Annotated in this window: 24 protein-coding genes; 8 read left to right on the top strand and 16 right to left on the bottom strand. The window is 34.6% G+C overall.

The features are described from left to right. Window positions 1–13: 13 nt before the first annotated feature. Window positions 14–901 (bottom strand): ACP S-malonyltransferase, encoded by an 888-nt coding sequence (gene fabD / locus DNU06_RS12895; protein WP_111063866.1) that lies wholly within the window; start codon window positions 899–901, stop codon window positions 14–16. A gap of 91 nt (window positions 902–992) precedes the next feature. Between fabD and DNU06_RS12900 the strand changes: the two genes are divergently transcribed. From DNU06_RS12900 to DNU06_RS12910, 3 genes are all read left to right on the top strand, one after another. Beyond that, the gene (locus DNU06_RS12900) at window positions 993–1,985 is read left to right on the top strand and encodes an SPFH domain-containing protein (RefSeq protein ID WP_199399027.1); all 993 of its coding nucleotides are present in this window, start codon (window positions 993–995) and stop codon (window positions 1,983–1,985) included. 17 nt (window positions 1,986–2,002) lie between these two features. Further along, entirely contained in the window at window positions 2,003–3,040 is a 1,038-nt protein-coding gene (locus DNU06_RS12905) for an endonuclease/exonuclease/phosphatase family protein (protein WP_111063868.1), read from the top strand. 88 nt (window positions 3,041–3,128) lie between these two features. Continuing rightward, on the top strand, window positions 3,129–4,619 hold the full coding sequence (locus DNU06_RS12910; protein WP_158526893.1) for a thrombospondin type 3 repeat-containing protein: 1,491 nt from the start codon (window positions 3,129–3,131) through the stop codon (window positions 4,617–4,619). A 55-nt stretch (window positions 4,620–4,674) separates the two neighbouring features. On the opposite strand, the gene DNU06_RS12915 is transcribed toward DNU06_RS12910, so the two are convergent. From DNU06_RS12915 to DNU06_RS12925, 3 genes are all read right to left on the bottom strand, one after another. Next, window positions 4,675–5,331 carry a hypothetical protein gene (locus DNU06_RS12915; RefSeq protein ID WP_111063872.1) on the bottom strand — a complete coding sequence of 219 codons (657 nt, stop codon included), beginning with the start codon at window positions 5,329–5,331 and terminating at the stop codon, window positions 4,675–4,677. Between the two features lie 71 nt (window positions 5,332–5,402). After that, window positions 5,403–7,670 (bottom strand): aconitate hydratase, encoded by a 2,268-nt coding sequence (locus DNU06_RS12920; protein WP_111063874.1) that lies wholly within the window; start codon window positions 7,668–7,670, stop codon window positions 5,403–5,405. A gap of 122 nt (window positions 7,671–7,792) precedes the next feature. Beyond that, window positions 7,793–8,371: a hypothetical protein gene (locus tag DNU06_RS12925; RefSeq protein ID WP_111063876.1), complete on the bottom strand. Its 579-nt coding sequence runs from the start codon at window positions 8,369–8,371 to the stop codon at window positions 7,793–7,795. Window positions 8,372–8,644: 273 nt separating this feature from the next. Here DNU06_RS12925 and DNU06_RS18120 point away from each other — a divergent pair, with 273 nt between their 5' ends. Beyond that, a complete protein-coding gene (locus DNU06_RS18120) occupies window positions 8,645–8,767 on the top strand; it encodes a hypothetical protein (protein WP_262510052.1) in 123 nt (40 codons plus the stop codon). Here the strand turns inward: DNU06_RS18120 and gldC are convergent. Next, window positions 8,764–9,102 (bottom strand): gliding motility protein GldC, encoded by a 339-nt coding sequence (gldC, locus tag DNU06_RS12930; protein ID WP_111063878.1) that lies wholly within the window; start codon window positions 9,100–9,102, stop codon window positions 8,764–8,766. The genes DNU06_RS18120 and gldC overlap by 4 nt on opposite strands. Then, complete coding sequence (gene gldB / locus DNU06_RS12935) at window positions 9,102–10,109, bottom strand: gliding motility lipoprotein GldB (protein ID WP_111063880.1); 1,008 nt, start codon at window positions 10,107–10,109, stop codon at window positions 9,102–9,104. The genes gldC and gldB overlap by 1 nt, the downstream gene beginning before the upstream one ends. Window positions 10,110–10,157: 48 nt before the next feature. Between gldB and DNU06_RS12940 the strand changes: the two genes are divergently transcribed. Further along, the gene (locus DNU06_RS12940) at window positions 10,158–11,006 is read left to right on the top strand and encodes an outer membrane beta-barrel protein (RefSeq protein ID WP_111063882.1); all 849 of its coding nucleotides are present in this window, start codon (window positions 10,158–10,160) and stop codon (window positions 11,004–11,006) included. 1 nt (window position 11,007) lies between these two features. Further along, window positions 11,008–11,781, top strand: coding sequence for an NAD(+) synthase (gene nadE / locus DNU06_RS12945; protein WP_111063884.1), 774 nt, complete (start codon window positions 11,008–11,010; stop codon window positions 11,779–11,781). 53 nt (window positions 11,782–11,834) lie between these two features. Here nadE and DNU06_RS12950 read toward each other — a convergent pair whose 3' ends face one another. Further along, window positions 11,835–12,356, bottom strand: coding sequence for an NUDIX hydrolase (locus DNU06_RS12950; RefSeq protein ID WP_111063886.1), 522 nt, complete (start codon window positions 12,354–12,356; stop codon window positions 11,835–11,837). Window positions 12,357–12,718: 362 nt separating this feature from the next. On the opposite strand from DNU06_RS12950, the gene DNU06_RS12955 reads away from it, so the two are divergent. Further along, window positions 12,719–13,585 carry a PorP/SprF family type IX secretion system membrane protein gene (locus DNU06_RS12955; protein ID WP_111063888.1) on the top strand — a complete coding sequence of 289 codons (867 nt, stop codon included), beginning with the start codon at window positions 12,719–12,721 and terminating at the stop codon, window positions 13,583–13,585. 34 nt (window positions 13,586–13,619) lie between these two features. On the opposite strand, the gene DNU06_RS12960 is transcribed toward DNU06_RS12955, so the two are convergent. The 4 genes from DNU06_RS12960 to DNU06_RS12975 all read right to left on the bottom strand — a co-directional run bounded on the left by DNU06_RS12960 (window position 13,620) and on the right by DNU06_RS12975 (window position 17,968). Next, window positions 13,620–14,633: a medium chain dehydrogenase/reductase family protein gene (locus DNU06_RS12960; protein WP_111063890.1), complete on the bottom strand. Its 1,014-nt coding sequence runs from the start codon at window positions 14,631–14,633 to the stop codon at window positions 13,620–13,622. A gap of 293 nt (window positions 14,634–14,926) precedes the next feature. Continuing rightward, a complete protein-coding gene (locus tag DNU06_RS12965) occupies window positions 14,927–16,303 on the bottom strand; it encodes a S41 family peptidase (protein ID WP_146239242.1) in 1,377 nt (458 codons plus the stop codon). A gap of 368 nt (window positions 16,304–16,671) precedes the next feature. After that, complete coding sequence (locus tag DNU06_RS12970) at window positions 16,672–17,454, bottom strand: hypothetical protein (protein ID WP_111063894.1); 783 nt, start codon at window positions 17,452–17,454, stop codon at window positions 16,672–16,674. Between the two features lie 148 nt (window positions 17,455–17,602). Then, window positions 17,603–17,968, bottom strand: coding sequence for a DUF983 domain-containing protein (locus tag DNU06_RS12975; protein ID WP_111063896.1), 366 nt, complete (start codon window positions 17,966–17,968; stop codon window positions 17,603–17,605). An 88-nt stretch (window positions 17,969–18,056) separates the two neighbouring features. Here DNU06_RS12975 and DNU06_RS12980 point away from each other — a divergent pair, with 88 nt between their 5' ends. After that, complete coding sequence (locus DNU06_RS12980; RefSeq protein WP_111063898.1) at window positions 18,057–18,935, top strand: AraC family transcriptional regulator; 879 nt, start codon at window positions 18,057–18,059, stop codon at window positions 18,933–18,935. 40 nt (window positions 18,936–18,975) lie between these two features. On the opposite strand, the gene DNU06_RS12985 is transcribed toward DNU06_RS12980, so the two are convergent. The 5 genes from DNU06_RS12985 to DNU06_RS13000 all read right to left on the bottom strand — a co-directional run bounded on the left by DNU06_RS12985 (window position 18,976) and on the right by DNU06_RS13000 (window position 23,613). After that, window positions 18,976–19,458 carry a hypothetical protein gene (locus DNU06_RS12985; RefSeq protein WP_111063899.1) on the bottom strand — a complete coding sequence of 161 codons (483 nt, stop codon included), beginning with the start codon at window positions 19,456–19,458 and terminating at the stop codon, window positions 18,976–18,978. 35 nt (window positions 19,459–19,493) lie between these two features. After that, window positions 19,494–20,153: a T9SS type A sorting domain-containing protein gene (locus DNU06_RS12990; protein WP_111063901.1), complete on the bottom strand. Its 660-nt coding sequence runs from the start codon at window positions 20,151–20,153 to the stop codon at window positions 19,494–19,496. A gap of 78 nt (window positions 20,154–20,231) precedes the next feature. Next, a complete protein-coding gene (locus tag DNU06_RS17850) occupies window positions 20,232–20,372 on the bottom strand; it encodes a hypothetical protein (protein ID WP_158526894.1) in 141 nt (46 codons plus the stop codon). Window positions 20,373–20,715: 343 nt separating this feature from the next. Further along, window positions 20,716–21,042 (bottom strand): 2Fe-2S iron-sulfur cluster-binding protein, encoded by a 327-nt coding sequence (locus DNU06_RS12995; RefSeq protein ID WP_111063903.1) that lies wholly within the window; start codon window positions 21,040–21,042, stop codon window positions 20,716–20,718. An 84-nt stretch (window positions 21,043–21,126) separates the two neighbouring features. Then, a complete protein-coding gene (locus tag DNU06_RS13000; RefSeq protein ID WP_111063905.1) occupies window positions 21,127–23,613 on the bottom strand; it encodes a hypothetical protein in 2,487 nt (828 codons plus the stop codon). Between the last annotated feature and the right edge of the window lie 69 nt (window positions 23,614–23,682).

Consider the following 23,682-nt stretch of genomic DNA (forward strand, 5'->3'; position numbering starts at 1 on the left):
TAATCTTTATCACTTATGCTTCCAACGCGGCACTAGCGGTAGGGAATTTACGGTCTATTTTTTTAAATAATCCTTGCAATACCTTACCAGGTCCTACTTCCACTACTTCCGAACAACCATCTGCAATCATTTGATTCATGGTTTGTGTCCAACGAACAGGTGCTGTTAATTGCGCGATTAAATTCTTTTTAATCTCCGCTGGATCCGTCACCGCGCTTGCCGTTACATTCTGATAAATTGGACAACTTGGCACTCCAAAAGTTGTCGCCTCAATGGCTGCAGCTAATTCCGCTCTCGCAGGTTCCATTAACGGAGAATGAAATGCACCACCAACTGGTAATTTCAATGCTCTTCTCGCACCTTTTTCAGTCAACACTTCACAAGCTTCATCTATTGCACTTACACTTCCTGAAATCACTAATTGACCTGGACAGTTGTAATTTGCTGCTACTACTACCCCATCAATTGCTGCGCAAGCCTCTTCTACAATTGCGTCATCTAATCCTAAAATTGCAGCCATAGTAGAAGGCTCAGCTTCACATGCTTTTTGCATGGCTAAAGCTCTTTTAGAGACCAATTTTAAACCGTCTTCAAAATTCAGAACACCATTTGCAACCAAGGCAGACAACTCACCTAAAGAGTGACCTGCAACCATTTCAGGTTTAAAATCATCTCCCAATACTTTTGCTAAAATTACAGAGTGTAAAAATATAGCCGGTTGCGTTACTTTAGTCTCCTTCAATTGCTCATCTGTTCCATGGAACATGATGTCAGTAATATTGAATCCTAAAATTGAATTTGCTTGATCGAATAAAGACTTTGCCAACGGAGATTGGTCATATAAATCTTTACCCATTCCTATAAATTGAGCCCCTTGGCCTGGAAAAACGTATGCTTTCATTTGTTAAGTTTTGAAGTACAAAAGTAATATTAATTCTAAATCTTTGGAAAACATTTTAAAATCAAGAAAAGTAAGGTGAAATTAATTTAAAATGTCCCTTAAATTATTTACTTTTAAGCAAAGAAGAAAAATGATGAATCAAGAAGATATGTTAGTGTATATTTTAGGTGGCCTATTGTTAGTGGTCTTACTTTTTAAATCAATTATTTTAGTAGAAGAAAGAACTTATTTTGTGATTCAACGACTAGGTAAGTTTCAAAAGATGGCAGGACCGGGTCTTGGATTTATCATTCCTTTTATCGATTCCAAAGCAGGGGTGATTAATATGCGGGTACAACAATTAGATGTAGAGGTAGAAACAAAAACCAGAGATGATGTTTTTGTTCATTTAACCGTTTCCGTTCAGTTCCAAGTGATGAATGAAAAATTATGGGATGCTTATTACTCATTAGACAATGCGAGGCACCAAATTTCTTCTTACATTTTTGATGATGTAAGGGCAGAAGTTCCTAAAATGGAATTAGATGATGTATTTGCTAAAAAGGATGATATTGCTGTCGCAGTACGTCAAAACTTAGCAGAATCAATGGATAAATATGGTTACAATATTGTAAAAGCTTTAATCACCGACATTGATCCAGATGCAAGGGTAAAAGACTCTATGAATAAGATTAACGCGGCAAAAAGAGATAAAGAAGCCACTTTAGAAGAAGCCGAAGCAGCAAAAATCAGGGTAGTAAAAGCTGCCGAAGCAGATGCAGAATCCAAAAGATTATCTGGTGAAGGTATTGCACAGCAAAGATTAGAAATTGTACGTGGGTTTAAAGAATCCGTTGAAGATTTCCAAAAATCATTGAAATCCATTACACATGAAGAGGTGATGCAATTTGTATTGTTAACCCAATATTTTGACACCTTGAATAACATAGGCGCCAACGGTAAAAACTCTTCCATATTAATCCCACACTCTCCAAGTGCCATGGCAGATTTTCAGCAACAAATAGTAAATGGAACATTGGTGGGGGCAAAGCTAAAAGACGCATCTGAAGATAAGTCGAACACTGCCTCTACGGAAACATTCTAATTTTTGAAAAAATATAAATGTCTACAGCTAAAACCATATTATGCCTGACGGTTTTTATTGGTCAAGTATTTTTTATGCATGGTCAAAATCCACAAGCTTCAAAATCGGGTATTAGAATAATGTTTTATAATGTGGAGAATCTTTTTCATCCAAGCGACGACCCTTTAAAAAAAGATGAAGAATTTACACCAGATGGCACACGATACTGGACCAACTATAGGTATTGGACAAAGTTGAAACAAATTGCACAAAACATTATTGCTATTGGAGAATGGGAGCCGCCAGCAATTGTTGGATTATGTGAAGTGGAGAACATACAATGCTTAAACGATTTAGTACATAATACGCCTTTAAAAGCATTTGACTACAAAATCATTCACCAAGAGAGCAAAGACAATAGAGGCATTGATGTTGCTTTTATTTACCGACCAGCATTTTTCCCCCTAATTAATTTTCATTCTTTTGTATTAAACTTTCCAGACCAAAGTAGATCTAGCAGGGATATTTTAATGCTAAGCGGATTAGTAGGTAAAGACACCCTACATTGCTTTGTTAACCATTGGCCTTCCCGATATGGTGGACAATTAGCTACAGCGCCAAAAAGAGGGTATGCAGCTTTGGTTTTAAAATCCAAAATTGACTCCATACAACGCGGAAATCCAAATGCAAACATTTTGGCAATGGGCGACTTTAACGACTACCCAAATGATGTCAGTTTATCGGAAATTTTAGCAGCACATAAAGACAGTACAAGCCTAAAATATAATGAATTGATTAATTTAAGCTGGCAATTCGTCAGTAAGACTGGCACGAATAAATACCAGCACGAATGGCACGTTTTAGATCAATTTATCATCAATAAAAAGTTAATGACTGCAGGCAACAGTTTACATACTGACTTTGAACTAATCAAAATATTCTCCCCTGAATGGCTCCTAGAGCCCGAAAAAGATGGCTTTGGCAAAAAACCTTATAGAACTTATATGGGATATAAATACCAAGGTGGCTTCTCCGATCATCTCCCTATTTACTTGGATATTATGATTAATAAGTAAAGATTTTTCATAACTTAGTATGAATCGTTTAATTTCACTTTTGGCACGCTGTTTGTTTAAAGGAGAAATAGAATTTAAAATTTATACTATGAAAAAATTTACATTGTCATTATCAATGCTTATGTTGTCCTTAGGAACTGTGTTCGGACAAACGAGTGATCAAAAAATTGGACTTACCGTTGGTGTTGGACTTTCTGATTATTATGGAGATTGGAACACTTCTTTCTTTAATACAAACAAAGCATACAGAACCCAAGTAGGAATTGCTGGGGCTTATTACCTTAACCCATGGTTCAATCTTGGACTTGGTTTAAATTATGGTGCATATGGTTTCCACGTACCTGGTGTACCTGGAGATGGAACAAACCCAATTCCAGCGACTGGATTTAATTCGGATATGTTTACTGGAACTTTACAATTAAGAATGAAATTTAACAATGGTGTTATCTTAGCAGAAGACGCTATGGTTCGCCCATTCATTTTTGGTGGTGGTGGTGTTGCAAATTTTGCAAACAACGGTGCCCCAGGACTTGATTTTTCAGGAAATGCTGGTTTAGGCGTAGACGTCATGTTAAATGACAACCTTGGTATTAACTACACTGGAAATTATGGTTATACTACAGGAGACGATAGAGATTTAAAAGCAGATATTGCTGGTGGTCATGATCAATACATTATTCATACTATAGGTTTAACTTACTTATTTGGAAAAACAGTAGATACAGATGGTGATGGTGTTTCTGATAAAAAAGATAAATGTCCAACTACCCCTAAAGGAGTTAAAGTTGACCAATACGGCTGTGCATTAGATACAGATGGTGATGGTATTGCTGATCATTTAGATGATTGTCCAAAAATTAAAGGAATAGAAAAATTCAAAGGTTGTCCGGATACGGATGGTGATGGCATTAAAGATTCAGAAGATGCTTGTCCTACAGTTAAAGGTATTGCTTCTGCAAATGGTTGTCCAGATGCTGATGGTGATGGAATTGTAGATAGTTTAGATGCTTGTCCTGACGTAGCTGGAATTGAAAAATTCAAAGGTTGTCCAGATACAGATGGTGATGGAATTCAAGATTCAGAAGATGAATGTCCAACAGTTAAAGGTCCTGCAACATTAAAAGGTTGTCCGGATACAGATGGAGATGGTATTTTAGACAAAGCGGATAAATGTCCAACAATTGCAGGTGTTGCAGCTAACAATGGTTGTCCTGAAATTAAAGAATCTACAAAAGAAGTATTCAGAAAAGCGTTAAAAGGAATTCAATTTGAATCTGGAAAAGATATCATTAAAAGATCTTCGAATGGAATTTTAAATAATGTTGCTGAAATTATGAAAGAAAACCCAACTTATAAATTAAAAATTGACGGGCATACAGATGCACAAGGTAATGATGATAAAAACATGGAATTATCTAAAAAACGTGCTACTGCAGTTAAGAATTACTTGGTAAGTAAAGGTGTTGAAGCTTCAAGATTGACTTCTTTTGGATATGGTGAAACTGTACCAAAAGCAACAAATGATACTTCAGCTGGTAGAGCTGAAAATAGAAGAGTTGAATTTACTGTTGAATTTTAAGAAAAAATTCTCACTTATGAATCCCTTGGCAATTTGTCAAGGGATTTTTTTTGCGCTAAACTTTACCAGATTTCAAACAGGGAACAATGGTTTGGTACACCGAAATATCTTTCCCATTGTCTAATGCTTGAAAATAAGCACGGGCTACATCCCCTTGTTGTTCTAAATTAAAAGATTTAAGCGGTGATTTAAGCCAAAGTTCATCATAACTATATCCACCATTTTTTTGCGCCCTGAGCGCCATTGGAATATAAACAATTCCAAATTGATTGTATTGAATAATATGTATGTATTCGTGTACTAACCAGGCCATGTCTTGATCATTATCTAATGCCGTATATATGTTCCTACTAAAGTGAATGGTATTACAGAAAACAAATCCTAAATGGGGGGAACGAATAAATTTTGTGCCAAAAATGGCTAAACGGGAACACTCCAAAACCCTTACTTTATAATACCAGGGAGAAACGCCATACACCCTTTCTAACTTCCTAACCTCCTCTTTATTCAGCTTACGAGTTGGATAAATAAGACGAACCAGAAAATGTACAGCATTAAAAAGACCAAGACTATTGCACACGGAAAGGGGTACAAAAAGAAGCCAAAGTAAAAAAGAAACAATTGGATAATACCAGGCATGTAATTTTCGATTTAATTGATTACGGTCACGCACCAACAATTCGAGTCCCAGTATTTTTTTAATTAACGCCATTGCCTATACAAATATGCAAAAAAAAAGAGCAACTCAAAAAGTTGCTCTTTAGATCGGAATAATAATTCCTTTTATTTTTGAAGACTTTTGATCAAGTTCAATGCAGAACCATATCTAAACCATTCGATTTGTGCTGCGTTATAAGTGTGGTTCAATTTTACCACATCTTTTGAACTATCTGCATGTTCAATTTCAACAGTTAATTCTTTTCCCGGTGCAAACTCCATCAAATCAATAAAGTTAAATTTATCTTTTTCTTGAATTAAATCATAATCTGCTTCGTTAGCAAAAGTCAACCCTAACATTCCTTGTTTTTTCAAGTTTGTTTCGTGAATTCTAGCAAAAGATTTAACGATTACTGCAATTACATTTAAGTGACGTGGCTCCATAGCTGCGTGCTCTCTAGAAGAACCTTCTCCATAATTATGATCACCAACAACAACACTTTGAATGTTTTTTGCTTTGTAAGCTCTTGCAACAGCAGGAACTGCATCATACTCACCAGTCAATTGGTTTAACACTTTGTTGGTTTCTTTACCAAAAGCATTTACTGCACCAATTAAACAGTTATTAGAAATATTGTCTAAGTGTCCTCTATATTTTAACCAAGGTCCAGCCATTGAAATATGATCGGTAGTACATTTACCAAAAGCTTTAATCAATAATGGTGCGCCTAAGATATTTTTACCATCCCATGGTTTAAAAGGTGTCAATAATTGAATACGGTCTGAAGTTTCACTTACAGAGATATTAATTCCTGAACCATCCGCTATAGGTGCTTCAAAACCATTATCCTTCACATCAAACCCTTTTGGTGGTAATTCCCAACCAGTAGGTTCGTCTAATTTTACTTGTTCTCCGTTTTTGTTTGTCAAAGTATCCGTTAAAGGATTAAAATCTAAACGTCCTGAAATTGCAATTGCTGCCACCATTTCAGGAGAAGTTACAAAGGCATGTGTATTTGGGTTACCATCTGCTCTTTTAGAAAAGTTTCTATTAAAAGAATGCACGATACTATTTTTAGGTGCATTTTTAGGATCGTTATATCTTGCCCATTGTCCGATACATGGTCCACATGCATTGGTAAAGATCGTTGCATCCAAATCTTCAAATGCTTTTAATATACCATCTCTTTCTGCAGTAAATCTTACTTGTTCTGATCCTGGGTTAATACCAAATTCAGCTTTAGTCACTAAACCTTTATCGGTAGCTTGTTTTGCAATGGAAGCCGCTCTTGATAAATCTTCGTAAGAAGAGTTTGTACAAGAACCAATCAATCCCCATTCCACATCTAATGGCCAACCATTTTTAGTTGCTTTCTCATTCATTTCACCAACTGTAGTTGCTAAATCTGGAGAAAAAGGGCCATTAATTTGTGGTTTTAATTCTGACAAGTTAATTTCAATTACTTGGTCGAAGTATTTTTCTGGATTAGCGTAAACTTCAGCATCACCAGTTAAATAATCTTTTACTTCATTAGCTGCTTCTGCAACATCTGCTCTATCTGTAGCCTTTAAATAACGCTCCATAGAAGCATCATATCCAAAAGTAGAAGTAGTTGCACCAATTTCAGCTCCCATATTACAAATGGTCCCTTTACCAGTACAAGACATAGATTGTGCTCCTTCACCAAAGTATTCTACAATGGCACCAGTCCCACCTTTAACGGTTAAGATTCCAGCTACTTTTAAGATTACATCTTTAGGCGCTGTCCAACCTGATAATTTTCCTGTTAATTTTATTCCGATTAGTTTTGGAAACTTTAATTCCCAAGCCATACCTGCCATTACATCCACAGCATCAGCACCACCAACTCCAATGGCAACCATTCCTAATCCACCTGCATTCACCGTATGAGAATCGGTTCCAATCATCATTCCGCCAGGAAATGCATAATTTTCTAAAACTACTTGGTGAATGATACCAGCTCCTGGCTTCCAAAAACCAATACCATACTTATTTGAAACTGAACCTAAAAAATCGAATACTTCGCTTGAAGTATCTAAGGCACTTTTTAAATCGGTTGCTGCACCTGATTTTGCTTGAATTAAATGATCACAGTGCACTGTAGTAGGAACTGCTACCTTTAACTTACCAGCTTGCATAAACTGAAGTAAAGCCATTTGTGCAGTTGCATCTTGACAGGCAATCCTATCTGGGGCAAAATCAACATAGTCTTTACCGCGGGTAAATGCTTTTGTTGCGTTTCCCTCCCAAAGGTGAGAATACAATATTTTTTCAGATAAGGTAAGTGGTTTACCTGTAATTTCTCTTGCTTTATCAACACGTTCTACCATGTTTTGATAAACCTTCTTGATCATTCCAATATCAAATGCCATAAAAATAGTTTTCAAATTTGTCGCGAATATAGGCATTAACAAGCATATTTTAAAGTATTTTAAACGATAAAATTGGTGTTTAAGTTTATTTATACTTGATAAAAATAGCGGCAAAAATGAAATTAATACCAACGTACATTTACAGAAGACAACTTGTAATCTTGAGAAGGATAAAAGTTAAAACGCACTTTTGTACCTCCATCCTTAGATAAATATAAAATAGTTCTCACAGGAGTTTTTTCATGTGCATCCTGCAGGTTATCCATCTTTGGTGTTCCAAAAATCTCTAAAATTTCTTTTGGCTGTTTGCCAAACAATTGCAGATGACAATTATCGATTAAATAATTAGCGTTTGCCGCTTCCACATCTATTAGAAAGTTGTCCTTTAAACCTAGCACCTCCATTAAAATAGATTTTACTTCTCCAGATGCAGCGTTTACATTTACAACAATGGGTACTCGTGAGATCTGCTTAAATTCGTAAATAAATGTTTTTTTGTCTGCCGAATAATTACCACCAGTTGACTTTCCCAATTTGTCCTTCAATAAAACTTCAGGCGTATTTTTTGAAATATCCAAAAACTGATCAAAAGAGGAGATAGTTTGCTGCTCGCAAATTCCACTTAAAGCATCTCGCTTTGTTTGGCAACCCGACAAGATAAAGAGTAAGAGTCCAGAAAATAAGAATAGTTGCTTTTTCATAAAATAATGCATCTGAAAAGTTTCATTTACTAGCCACTTATATATGTTAAGCAAAATTAGAAAATATTTCCTTAAGCAGATAAAATGGCTCTCTCTAAAAATAATCCTTCATCCGCAAATAGATTCAATCAATAGGTGTCATACACAATAGCTCGTACATAAGCCAATCCAATGAAGTCCTCAAGACCTTTAAATAATCAATAACATGAACAGTTAAAATATAATTGTTGATTCGGCACATATTTTGAAGTACCTTGAAATAAAACTACAATTATGAAAAATTTAAACGCCACAAAAGTAAAAGACGAGAGAAAGTTAAAAGGAATTGATTTAGGATTACTAATGATTGGATACAAGCATTTAGTTCCCAAAAAAAAGACCGTAAAAACAGCTTAGCTTAAAGGAGGCATGATATCCATCTTGTCTGCAAAATGCAAGCAATAGTCACGTAAATCTTCCGTGATATTTTTTTCTCCCGTAGCGCGCTCAAAAGAATCGGCCATGGTCAATAAGGTTTGGTGAAAAAATTGCTTCATTTCATCTACCGTCATTTCTTCGGTCCACAAATCGATTCGCATGGCATTTTGTTGTTTTTTATCCCATAGCGATAAAATCATAGCTTTTGCTTCTGCCCCTTCAACACCGCCATCTTCGGCACTCCAATGCATTGTTTTGGGAACATTATTTTCATTTGTATTGATGTCTATTTTTATTTGTGAAGATTTGTCCATTACTTTTTCGGTTTATATGTTTTTAATATTTTAGTGGTGTTTTTTTCAGCAATCAATGACTTTAAGGTCGTTTCCGGATATTTTTCCATGTAATTTTCAATAATTTTAAAACCAATAAACTGCCCGATTCTATCAGGAGAACCATCTAAACCAGAAGTATTTGGTCCTTCTTTAAAAAAGCGCATATTTAATTTTAATTCTGAAGCATACACCCAGTTTTCTTGAACTATGTATTGCCACACATCATACTCACTGGCTACAGCCCATTCGTAATCCGATTTTGAATAACGCATAATAATATTGTTTTCAGCATTTGGCATCATGGCTTTAATCAAGTACAACATTTTTCCGTTATAGATTAAATTGGCTAAAAAAGTATCATCCAAAACCCCTTCTATCACATTAGAAACAATCCAATTTTGTGCGATATCAGCCATTAAAAATTCCGCATTCATTCGTTTTTTTAAATAAAGGGGAAAAGGTACTTCTTTGACAATTTCATCTTCAGACCCCAAATACATTTCCAAGCCAATCCCTATCCTACTTGGGGTAGAAATTACACCATTGGTAAATGTAGAATTATAAGTCATCACGCTTACAGGAAGTAAAGCGTTTGGTATATGGTACTTCAAATGTTTAAACATGTCACTTATCTCTTCCATTTCTGTATGAAAATCACCAAATTTACTTTCTATTTTATGATGGACAATTTGCATGATGGAATCGGCCAAAAAAAGTTTTAAGAATGCCACAGTAGAATCTTGCATTGGCATACCTACACGCAACATTTCTTTGGTGTAATAATCATATAATTCGCCACCTTTTGAAGAAAGGGTTTTATTGACGGTTGACAAATCACCATTTTTCCATCCATTTTTATAAGCCTCCACCACATTTTCATGTGTTATTTCGACGGAAACATTACTTACATCTACCGCCAATGGATTTTGATTACAAGCAATAAAAAGGACTGGAAATAGCATTAAATAGATAAATCTATTTTTCATTTGGTATTATTTAAGTATAATTGTAGTACAAAGATAAAAGCATAAACTATGAAAAAAATATTTTCTTTAATTTTAATTGCAGGTATAGCTTTTGGTGCTGAGGCCCAAGATAAAAAAATACGCGCTGGATTAGTGATGGGAACAACTGCGAGTTGGATAAAAGTGCAAACTACCAAAATTGAACGAAACGGTATTGGTTCTGGTTTTACCATTGGCATGGTGGGAGATTATCGCATTAATAATAATATTGCTTTTTCAACGGGTGTACAGTTTGACTTAGAATCATTTAAATTAAATTACGGTAGTGCTTCAAACACCAACTTAGGAAATGTGTTTTACGGATTCAATGATACGGAAATCTACAAATACAAAGATGGTTTAGTAGAAGACTATACAGACACAGCTGCTTTCGAGTTAAGCACAAGAAACTTTAAAGGAAAGTACATTACCATTCCTTTATTCTTAAAATTTCAAACCAACATGATTGGTACCATGAGTTATTACGGGAAATTTGGATTTAGAACTAGCTTTTTAGCTGGTGTAAGATATACAGACGAAGGGTATGCTGCAAAATACAATCCAACAACCGGGGCTTTTGATCGTGATGCTAACACGATCAGTACTAAAGAAAACATGAAGCCAACCACCTTTAAAAAAGGATTGTCTTTTGTAAGATCAACAATTGGCATTTATGGTGGAGCAGAATGGAACTTTACAGGAAATACTTTTTTATTCGGAGAAGTAGGCTTCAATTATGGTGTAACGCCTATTGTTTACCAAAAATCTGAGCATTTAGCAGACAAAATTGCTGACGGTACGACTTACCGTTATGAGAATTTAAATGTAAAAAGTAACCCACAACACATGTTTGAATTAAAAGTGGGCTTATTGTTTTAAGATGCAGACAGTTAAAGTAATTGATTATATTTCAGATTGGCTTAAAACTTATGCCAACAATGCTGGTGTCAAAGGATTCATCATAGGCATTAGTGGTGGTATTGACTCTGCGGTAACCTCCACCCTTTGTGCTAGAACAGGACTGAAATTAATTTGTCTTGAAATGGATATCCATCAAAACGACAATGAAGTGGATAGAGGGCTAGCACACATTAATTGGTTAGAAAAAAAATACGCAAATGTAAGTCACCATAGGGTAAACCTTACCGATTCATTTGAAACCATAAAAGCAAGTTTTCCAGAAGGGGTAGAAAACCATGGGCTATCTATGGCAAACACCCGTGCCAGACTTAGAATGACAACTTTATATGCCGTTGGACAAGCCAATGGATTATTAGTCGCTGGGACAGGGAATAAAGTGGAAGATTTTGGCGTAGGGTTTTACACCAAATATGGTGATGGCGGCGTAGATTTAAGTCCGATTGCCGACCTGTTTAAAAGCGAAGTATTTGCCATAGCTAAGGAACTTGACATTGTTCAGTCTATTCAAAATGCTGCACCAACAGACGGCTTATGGAAAGATGAACGCACTGACGAAGGACAAATTGGTGCTACTTATCCAGAACTGGAATGGGCCATGACATTTGAAGGTAATCCTAAAGATTTAACAGATCGTCAAAAAGAAGTCATTAAAATTTACCATAGTTTTCACCGAGCCAATAAACATAAAATGGTTCCTATTCCTATTTGTGAGATTCCAGAAAATTTAAAATAAAAAAAAGCCTAACACTATCTTTAGTTTAGGCTTTTTTTATGCATTAAAGCCAATTAAAACTGCTCTCTTTCAACAATCAGCTCCAGTAAAAACAATTCTCGCACAATAGACATGCCTTTTTTATCACTATTGGCAATGGTATTTTTATTGTGCTGAATGGCATCATGAATATTTACCCAAACTGCACGCATGCCATTTTTTGTTTCGTAGTCCTCCATTTTAGCAACACCTAATTCCTTGTCAATCTCACAAGTATAGCAATAAGAAATCATGTGCTGTATGTCGAAATCCGGTTTATGCCATGGACGATACTCTTCGTAAGTGCCAAAAGGCTGAATATTTCTAATGGACTTAGCACCTGTCTCTTCTTCCAATTCCCGCACCATCCCCGTCAGCTTATCTTCTCCCAAATCTAAACCTCCACCAGGCAAGCTATAATCTTCATACCTTTCGGTGTAGAGCAATAAAATATCCTCTCCTTGAATGGCAATACTTCGGGTAGCATGCCTAGTAAAAACAGTTTTATTCGTCAATGTTTTTACTTCGGGGTGGTAGTGCGTTTTTAAATTTTGCATGAAGGCAGTCCTGTATTTATTGCAAAAGTAGCTTAATTATTTAAAATGGAGAATGGTGTTTGGCTCGATTATTTTAACTGATTTTATTAAAAATAAACCAATCTGTACCTCGAAAATGATTTTTTTTAGAACATATTTAAACAGCTTAAATAAGTATAATTATTGAATGGTTTTTTAATGGTGAAAGGTGTAATCTCACTCAATTTTGAATGCTTTTAAATTTTATACACTTAGCTCATTCGAAGGAGATAAATCCTTGCTGATAAAATTTACACTTGTAACTTTTTAAGCATTCCAAATGTTCTACTAATGAACCTAAGTCATTTAAAGTGATTGAAAGTGAATCATTAATCTATTTTATTATGAAAAAATTAGTCCTATCCTTCTTCGTCCTTTGCCTGTCAACTACAACGACTTTTGCCCAATCAGACCCGAATTTTGCAAGTGATGGCTTTTCTCCATTTTGGAACAATCCCGCCGCTACTGGAAGCGCAAACTCCTTTTCGACAAATCTAATTTATCAAAATTTATGGCCATCTATACCAAGTAATTTTCAAAATTTTGCTTTCAACATTGAAGCAGACACTAAATTTGGATTAAAAAATTCCATGGAAAAATTAAATCTACCCATAGGTTTGAATGTGGTCCATCAACAAATGGGTCTTCTAGACATGCAGACAATTAACATACCCATTAGTTATCCTATAAAACTAAAAAACTCCACATTAGCCATTGGAGTCTCGGCAGGTATAAAGCGAATTACATATAAATTAGAAGGCACATCATACTTTGGTGAACAGTTCAATTATGTAGATGGTAGCCGTTTTGATTTAAATGCAGGTCTTTTCTGGACAGGTAAAAATCATTACTTAGGACTATCTTCTACCAACTTGACGCAACCAACTTTTGATGGCTATCAAGCAAGTCGACATTACAACCTGCAGGCAGGCTATCGCTTTAAGGTAGGAAAACATCACATCTATCCTATGCTAAACAGCGTTACTGACTTGGTGATTATAAACACTAGGATCATGACCTACTTTCAGTTTAAAGAAGACATTTTTTCCATTGGTGCGGGAATCAGTTCCCATAAAAATTATTATTTAGGTGCCACTATAAAGATTATGAAGTTCAAATTAGCTTATTTATATTATGAAAATCACAGCACATTAAGTAACTATAGCGCAGGCTCTCATGAAGTAAGACTTTCTTTTGCTATTGCGAAGTAGTTTTCAAGTCAGGGATGGATTTAACAGACTTTTTCTAATCGTTCACCGTTAAAACCACCTTACCTTCTACTTTATAATTTTCGACAAGACTATGCGCTTCAGCTGCTTGATCTAAGCTCATTACTTTTCCAATAACAGGTTTTATCTTTTTGGCTGACAATAGTTCAAATAATAACTTTAAATCTTCTTTGAACCAATCTGGATGTTTTTTACGGAAGGAAGTGATGATATAAAATTTTGCAGATGGCTTGGTTGGCATTAAGTTCCAGAATAAAATCTTAAAAAAATCGAGTACTACATGACCATCTTTTCCACTTGCCGCGTTTTGATAACCGTATGCAACCAAGGTTCCTTTCTTTTTCAATACACTTAAAGAGCGTGGAAAATAACTACCTCCAATAGGGTCAAAAACAAAATCAATTCCATCAGGTTCACTCCTTTTAATAACCGCAGCGAAATCTTCCTTATTATAATCAATTGGAATGGCACCCATTGCTTTAATAAACTGGTGTTTGCTTTTAGAAGCTGTACCATACATTTTAAGGTTCATTAATTTACCCAATTGCAACAGTGCAGTACCCACAGCACCCGAACAGGCGTGAATCAAAATGACATCCCCTTCTTTTACCTGTATAAAGCGGTGTAGCATTTGGTAGGCAGTTACGTAAGTCAAAACCAAACTAACTGCTTCTACAGGGGGTATATCTTCCGGCACCACAACTACAGAATTTGAGTCAAGACAAATGTATTCTGTATATGCACCAATCACCGTTAAGTCAGCTACCTTCTGTCCAATGGTTAAATTATCTACCCCTTCACCAAGAGCATCTACCACACCTACCAAGTCGTAACCAGGCGAAAAAGGCGGCTTATCTCTCACAGCTGGATAAATTCCACGGCGAATAAGTGTATCAGTATAGCATGCACTTGTGGCTAAAACTTTAATTCTTACCTCCCCTTTTTTAGGAACGGGCAGCTCCTTTTCTCTTACTTTTTTTAATTGTTCAGGAGCTCCGAACTTTGATATCACAATTCTATTGTACGCCATTATATTATTTTAAATTGCTGACTAGACCCATAAATAATTCAAGTTTAAAAATAGGTAAAACATTGCAATTGCTACAATTGTTTTTTTAAAATATTTCAACCTAATTGTAAACAAACGCCATCTTTTACTATAGACTTGAAAGGAAAAACGCTCTAGAAAGAAAATGCTACGTTAAAATTCGAAACATAGCCATATTGGAAATTCCAAATCACCTATGCTAAGATTAACTCTCCCTCCCCATATTTCAAAACCATATTTGTAACGCCTAAGCCGCAAGGCAAGTTTTGATGGGTTTATTTTTTTTCCGCATTATTCTCCAACCAATTCATGGCATACTTAAGCACATCTGTTGCCACTTCAATATCGGGATAAACGGGAGCCATTATCGAATCATTTCCATTTGCTCCAATATCATAAGTTGAGCTAATATTAACTTCACTTTTAGTGTTTTTTAAGACAAAGCTTATTTGCTCACCAAAGTCATTCGTGTACTCTCCGGTTGGACTGCCGATTAAGGTTGTAATTTGATATGTTTTTACAGCATCAGCTAAAAAATTAGCACTAGAGAAAGTACTCGGACCTATTAACAAACAAGTTTTTCCTGTAAAATAATAAGGAGGTTTTTCTGGCTGAACAAGCCCTGTTGAGTCCAAATCAACAATCACTGTTTGGTTTGGGGTTTTCATGTATTTAACCATAAAATCTTTACCAAATAGCTTTGTGTAGACTTTGTTATTAGCGTAAGCTTTTTTTGATTCCTCACTCACCTTCCAATACCTACCACTCGCCTGCTGGTATGGCTTGGTGGTGATATACGACAAAAGCAAATCGTTTAAACTTGAATTCCCGCCTCCGTTCGCTCGAATATCAATGATCAATTTATCAATATGCTTTGCTTGTATCGTCTTGAAAGTCGCCTTCAAAAATTGATTAAATTTCTTGTAATTATTACTACTATTGTATGCCATTAAACCAATATTATTATCTAGTATATCGAATGAATAATCAACCTGTTTTACACTTGAATTTAAAATTTTTGCGAGTTCGGCAATTCTTATACCATCTGTTGTAAATAGCTCGTCTGAGTCAGCAATCGCAATAGAATAAGGCGCTTTTAAACTGTCGTTAAAGAATAAGTAAACGGGGAATGCCCTTTCAACATTAGCAATTTTATAAGCATCAATCCCGCCGCTATACGCCATACATTCTTTAAATAATTTGACGACACTGATACCATTAATCGATTTAATTTTCATGCCAGGCACGATAACAGAAAGACCAGACTTTGTCACTATAAAAATCCCATCCTCTTCAACCAGCTTACCTGTAAAAGGAAGATAAACATGTGCCTTTATTTCAGGAATCAATTTAGCATGTTGCCAATTCATCCCAGAATGACCGCCACTCATCATAGCCGTTAACTTCATACAAATCCCAATAAATTGTCGCATAGGAACTGAGTCATTTTTCCAACTGCTCAACTGCTCATCTTTTATGGTATTGATTACTTTTTTTGAAGTTTTGAAGTAAGGATTGTAGTGCACATTTTCAAATGTAGCAATCAGCTGTTCAATATCCGCAATGGCTTTATCGGTTGTAATATAAGCAGGAGACTGTGTAAACGCATGGTTAAAAACCATCAATAAAAATAAGCTCAATAAATGTTTCATAAATGTAATGGGTTTCAACTTTGGAATAACAATATTACTGAGTCCAGCATCATTTAAAAACACTAATCAAATCAATGCTAACGCCTTACTTAAGCTAAAGTAATTATTTTTTGTAAAAGACTATCTATTTACTTCTTTTTTAAGCTTCGAATTCATTGACTGCTATTCATAATATAAAAAGACGCCACTTTATTACACCAACAGTGATAAAGTCATCATTCAAGTCAATAAAATAACACAGTGCGTTGAAAAGTTTATAAAACTGTATAGATTTCTCCCTTTATTTCAACGCATGGTTAACTGAAAATTACACCTTAAAACACTTCAAAATAACACACATAATGTCAACTAATTAAACCCATACCACTTCAAAAATAACTCATTACTTTTTTATAAATAAATAGATAAATAGTTGCCGCCCCAAAAGAGATTAAGGTACCTAAATAAATACCAAATAAAGGATATACTATAGACACGGTTAAAGAGTAAATTATTAAGGAGAACATACCAATAGGAACATTTTTTATTATTGTATGCACGTGTTCTTTTGAATAGGTAAAATGAATAATTAACATTAACGGAAACAAAGTTGTGGGAAAAGCTGAGAAAAGACCAGACAATGTTGGCCCAAAAAATCTTGGGGCACTTGTTATTAACAATATGATAAAAGCTGCAAAAATTGCCCTTAAAAAAAGTGTTTTGTAGTTGAGCTTAGCTTTAGTTTGGATGCTAATATTTTTTATTTTTCTAAAAAGAAATATGCACAAAAAAGAACATACAATAGGGATTAAAACGGCAATGAATTTGTTAATCTCTATAAAGTGTAACAGCCAAACAACGACAAGGTATCCTAAGAGAGAAATGAGAGATGAAAAAATAATATTGTATCGGGTAAAATACTTAGAACATATATAATAGATATAAACAAATGATAAAGCCGCCGTCAACCCAATCATGTTATAAACCGCGCTTTTTGCAGCAAACTCTGGACTAGCTTCTAACCCAAAGAAAAATAATGTTATTGCAGAACCTGTTGGATAACCGGATAAAACTCCTGCAACTTTTGGACTGACATTTTCAGCAAGCAGTGACAAACCAATCACAAATGAAATGGCTACAATTAATTTTACTAAGAACAATAATTCAGTCATCTATTTGCCAAATATTTTACGCAAAGAAAGTAGAATTCAATAAGATTACTATCCTAAAATTCAAAAAATATTCCCCTTTAAACTATATGGCTTCAAAACGGGCTCATAATAAATGACATGTGATTATCTATTCATTACAATAAAGTAATTACCAAGGGAAAATGTATATGTAAATTAGTCTTGCCCATTTAAAATTGAGCTTTGCAAACAACACTAAGGTCATGGTTATTATGCCTAGCAGTAATGCAATAGAAATGGAAGGCCATAACATATTGGTAAGCAAGTAAGCTACAATTGCTTGAAAGGTAGACAATCCATAACTGATATACATGGCGCCAATAAAGTAACCAGGCTCTCTTTCAAATTTATACTGACAGGCATCACAAGCCACATTCATTTCGGGAACAGCAAAAAGTTTAGTCCCTTTTTTAAAAGCATACCCTTGTTTACAACTAGGACATTTCTCAGAATAAACATTATTGACAAACTGGAATATTTTTCTCACACTTTTCATGTGTCAAAGGTCGTGGAATTATCTTATTTAGGAATATACTACTTACGCATACAATAGCACAATTAAGACATTTTTTGTATATTTGATCATGAACAGTGCATTTCCAATATACAGTATTAAGGAATTTCAATCTACCCAGCATGACAATGATTTTTATGCGAATTATGCCAACGTACACATTAAAGGACATCATTTCACCAAATTACCTCATAAGCATGACTTTTACTTAATTATTTTATTTACAAAAGGCAGTGGAAAGCACGAAATAGATTTTGAAACCTACCAAGTGAAACCTGGCACATTATTTATACTTAAACCAGGAGAAATGCATTACTGGGAACTTTCTGATGATATTGATGGTTTTGTATTTTTTCACACCAAAGATTTTTACGATAAAAGGTATGTCACTTCTAGTTTGAAAGATTTTGCCTTTTTTGCTTCTTTTCAAAGTTCACCAATCATCCATGTGAGTGAAGCGACACAGTTACAATTAGAAGGATTAATGTTAGAGCTGGTACTTGAAAGTCAAAAAAACGAATTACTCAAATGGGAAAAAATTCATGCCTTAATTACCATGGTTTACATTAGTATCTCACGAGAATATATCCCCACCTACAAAGTAAAAAGTGTGGTGTATTTGAAAAAGGTGAGGGAATTTGAGGACGTGATCGAATCAAATTTTAAAAGCATTAAGTTTGCAAAGGAGTACGCGGCAATGCTGAACATCACAGAAAAACATTTGAACAGAGTAACCAAAGCCTGCTTTAATAAAACCAGCACCCAGTTAATTAGTGAGCGCATCATGCTTGAAGCCAAAAGAATGTTAATGCACTCGGAATATAACGTCAATCAAATCAGTGAAGCATTAGGCTTTAATGAAACCTCCTACTTTATTCGATTCTTTAAAAAGCATACTGGCTTAACACCTCTCCATTTTCTTCATGCATACCTTGAGAAAAAACAATAATAATTTTACGCATCCGTCATCATAAGACCTTACCTATTATCTAAAAAAGATAAACATTTTGCGTGCAAAGAACCCCACGTCTGTAAGCTGAACTCTCTGTTATGGATAATTCGAAATCATGTTTTTGAAAAGTAATTCTAACTGCCCATTTTTCGTACCCAAATGTTTTACTAGACCGAACAGTAATGTCTTTGATTTCAAGTTTTGAGAGGTCTACCTTATTCTCTTTCACTTTAAACATAATGGACTTGAAATTATCGTGTGGGTTTTTGGCGTATTTATTTTTGTAATTATTTAAACCTGCCATTAATTTATTTTCGACGTCGCTTGAATAAGCATGATCCTTTAAATTTTCAAGACGGTCGGCATAACTGGCATAATAAGTAACAAATTTATCTTCGTCGTTTTCCTTTATCGAATTAACAATGGCTTCCGCAAGCAATTCAGGTGAAGCTGGATCAAAAGAATTACAGGAGACATGGAACAGTATTGGCAGTAATAGAATTAAAACTATTTTTTTCATCTTACATTTTTTATTCAACTTGTTGGTATCAGTTTTTATAATACGACAACTTTTTTTGTGCTTATTTCATTGTCTTGAAACACAACTGAAACTAAATACAAGCCGGAATCGATTCCTTCAATTTTGTTCACATTTGAAATTTCCATTGGCCTAATTTGTCTAATCATTCTACCCTGGTTATCATATATTTTAATCGATTTTATTTTTAATAAATCAGCTGCTATTTTAATTTCAAAACTATCGCTTACCGGGTTTGGATAAACTGACCAATATGGAGAGTTCTCAACTTCTTCAATGCCAACGGTTTGATAATTACAATCATTATTAGGTGCATTCATATATTTTAAACTGTCATTTTCGTGGAAGCACATCAGTTGAAAGCCATAATCGAAAATATAATATCCAGAATAAAACAAGCCATTGCTACTACCAATCCCTGCTATCCAAACTTCAGGAAAACCGCCACCAACAGCGTCTAAATGCAACCTATCCCTATACCCTCCCTGAATCAAAACGGAATCTATGCTAGTAATTAATGACTGGACAGGACCTGAAGCCCAAGGGTTGTCAACATTAATGGTGTCGCCAACAACGACATCAAAATCATATAACAAATAGGCCTGAGTATTGCCTTTCGGTATAAATAACCAAGTATCATTTTGCTGTCGAACGGCACAAAAGTAATCGTTGTCCATATTACTCCATGCAGGGTTATTTGATTGATATATTTTTTTGTAAGTATTACCATTGATTACAGTATCTCCGAGAACACCTTATGGATTTTGCGTATAATAGTCCCCAAAATCAATTATACCAATATTCCAAAAGGCATTCGTATCTGGAATAAATAGACTTTGTTGACTGAAAGCTGCTGTCCCAAAGAAAAATACAGTAATAAACATTAGGAATTTCATGGCTTGACGTTTGAGGATATTTGGTTGCTTACCCAAGGAGAAGCAATGCAACACTTACACCTTTTTATTTTCAAGATACTAATTTTTAACACGCTACAATCTTTTTAGATGTAGTTTTTTTACTGTTTGCTTGAATATAGTGTACCTGGGTTTATTAAAAAGTGGGAGAACAATTGAATATAAATCAGTATTGGTTTATATCTTTTAATTACATCTATTTTGTTTTTACTTAAATATTACAATGCTACTATAAGCCACAAATTAAAATTTGTTTTTGAATTATTAAGCGCAAAAAAACCAGACTGGATTTGTCTGGTATAATAAAACTCTATTTTTTCTAGTTTTAATTTCCTTCAGGGGCTAATCTTAAAGTAATGCCATCAATTGCTTCGGTAACATGAATCTGGCAGCCTAAACGGCTATTGTCTTCTACAAAAAAAGCTTCATCTAACATGTCTAATTCCATGTCAGATTGTTCCGGCAATTCAGTGTCAGACTCTAAATAACATTGGCAAGTGGCGCACATAGCCATTCCACCACAGCGTCCTTCAACAGGTAACTCGTAGGACTTGCATACTTCCATGATGTTCATGTTCATGTCCGTTGGTGCTTCCAGCTCGTGCGTTTTACCTTCTCGGTCAATAATATTTACAATAATTGTATTTTCCATTTGGATTCCGTATTAAAACACAAATTTACATTTGTTTATTTTTTTGCAAATTTAAATCTAAAATGAAATATAACACAATCTTTCTCATAAAAATATAATTCGACCAGTTTGTAGTTTCTCTCCATCTTTCATGAGTGCATATACCAATACAGCACCTTTAAAGTTAAGCGCTGGTAACCAATTATTTTCATAATTGTTAATTTTTTTAACCTGCGACCCCTTTAAATCATAGATAAATAAATCTCCTTTTAAATGATCATCAAATATGAGCGGAAAGGGGTTATTATTAAAGTCGTAAAGTATATCTTTATTTGTATTATTTTGGGTTGGCAAAAGTTCTACTTTAAAGGTTTTAACAGAAGAGCAGCCATTTTCGAATAAAACTTTCACCCAATGTTCACCTGGCCTATAAACCTTATAGTTAAGGTCGGTTCGTCCATCAGCCCAATATGCTTTTTTAATGTCAACTCCCAAATTAATCTCTGGAAACTGGGAACTGTCCCGCAAATAATACACCGTATTTACTTCTTCTAGTTCTCGTGTTGGACAATTTACGGCTACATACCGTCCAGCAATTCGTTCCAATACAACACTTGTAGAGAAAGGAGAAGCGATTAGCCTATAACTCGAACCCTGGAATGGAAGATTACTTAAAAGGCTATTTTGAAAACGCCACTCAAAACCATTATAAAAAGGCATAGTTTCATACCCTTGACTTGGCAAAGCTATCGAATTTAAAGTACGTTCTCGATAAATATTGCCATACCAGTCATGTAAATAACTACCATTGACACCCGTATTAACATTTGGCGCTTTCACTTCATAAAAAATAGAATCCTCAAAAGTCATTCTGTAAAGTTTAGGACCTTCGTTAAAGGAATAAACTCCTATGTAAACGTTACCTAATAAATCGTAACTGGGATTAAACAAAGGTAAAGCCACATTAAAACTTTGTATTTTTTTAAAGGTATTTGTACTCGGATAAAATGCGTAAATAGCATTAAAAGAAGTAACAAATATTTTTTCATTGACTTTAAAGGCTTTTTCAAGAGAATCTTCTGGCACCGAATAAAAGAAGTCCGCAGCCCCCTTATCTAAGTGATATTTTAATTTTCCATTTACAATACTATAACCACCAGTTGCTGTTTTGAATCCTTTATGATAAATCACAGAATCGAATATCGATTGGTTTACAACTGTGTATTGATAAGTTTTGGCATTCACTTTAATGTAAAAATTAGTATCTAAGTAGTTTAATTCATATTTGTAATCATGGGTTATTTTACCATAAACGTTTCCACCTGCGTCTTCTCCAACAAATCCTCTGTAGATACTTAGCTTAAAATTGGATTCTTTTTTCAGAAAGTCATGTTGCAGTAGAAACTGACTAAAACTACCGTCTATATTTATAGCATAAGAATTATGGCCCATCAAATAAAGTGCATTATCTCTATTGAGGTATCCATAATCCTGGTAATAGTCTTGGATATTTTTTAAAGGGGAGGTATGAATTGCCAAAGTAGTATGATTTGTTTTAAGTTGATAGAGTCCTGGCTCGTATACTTCAGCAGGGAAGGAATATGTATTTATCAAGAGTGATTCTTTATCTGAATGGGGCATTATACTACTTAAACTTCCGTTAATATTTAAATCTTGTAAATAGTTAATTGTCTTTACATTATCACTAGTGTCAATTATCACTATTTCCTGATTAGCAGCATAGGAAATACACAGTGAGTCTCCAATAAAAAAGCGTCCTCCTGCAGATTGATCAGGTAAATTAAATTCTGTAGAAAAGTTCCTAGAAAAACCGGTTGTATCCATTAGACCACAAATATTGCCAGCTGTATAAAAAGGAAAAGAATAGTTATTAGGCTCAAAAAAGTAGGGCGTTTCAGAAAAGCTATAGGGAAGTATTTTTATTTCATTATGATTATTAATTTCCCAAAAAATAACTCTATCTAAACTGGTATAGATAGCCATAACAGAATCGGAACTACCAAACGACCTAACCGTTTCCGAAGGCTGCAGTACGGCAGCTAAACTACTTAATTCAACCACCTGAAAACCATGGATAGGATTTAATTGAAGTAGGATTGGTCTTGCATCCATATAAGAAAGTCGAAACACATACAAATTACCGTTTCCACTTCCAATAAACTGTGTCATTAAAGCAATAGATATTTGGTCTTCTCCTGCAAAATCAGCCAAATAATCAGTCCAATTAAAAAAGTGCTGTTCTTTAGAATTCATATTAAAGACTAGCACCCCAGAATAATCAGCAAAAGTCCTTTCGTCATTCAATATCACTAGGAAACTATCTACTTTAAACATCCTTGCATTTCCTCTAATAGGAAAGCCATTGTAGATACTGTATTCCTTAATAACATTCGTACCTTCCTCAGTCTCCCTTAGTACATTATCCCTTGAAATATTATAAATTTTATGGTCGTAGGAAAGGGTATAAAAATGAATATTATTGGCATCAAAATTAATGGGATCGTACTCAAATTGAGAGATCCCATTAATTGCTAATAATATATATACAATGGCTGCTATTATCTTATTCATCCCTTAATTTTACACATTAAATCTAATATGTAAACAAACGGATAATAAGCATAAACGGTTGGCGAAAAG

It is taken from the genome of Putridiphycobacter roseus, from assembly GCF_003234935.1.
GTDB lineage: Bacteria > Bacteroidota > Bacteroidia > Flavobacteriales_D > Crocinitomicaceae > Putridiphycobacter > Putridiphycobacter roseus.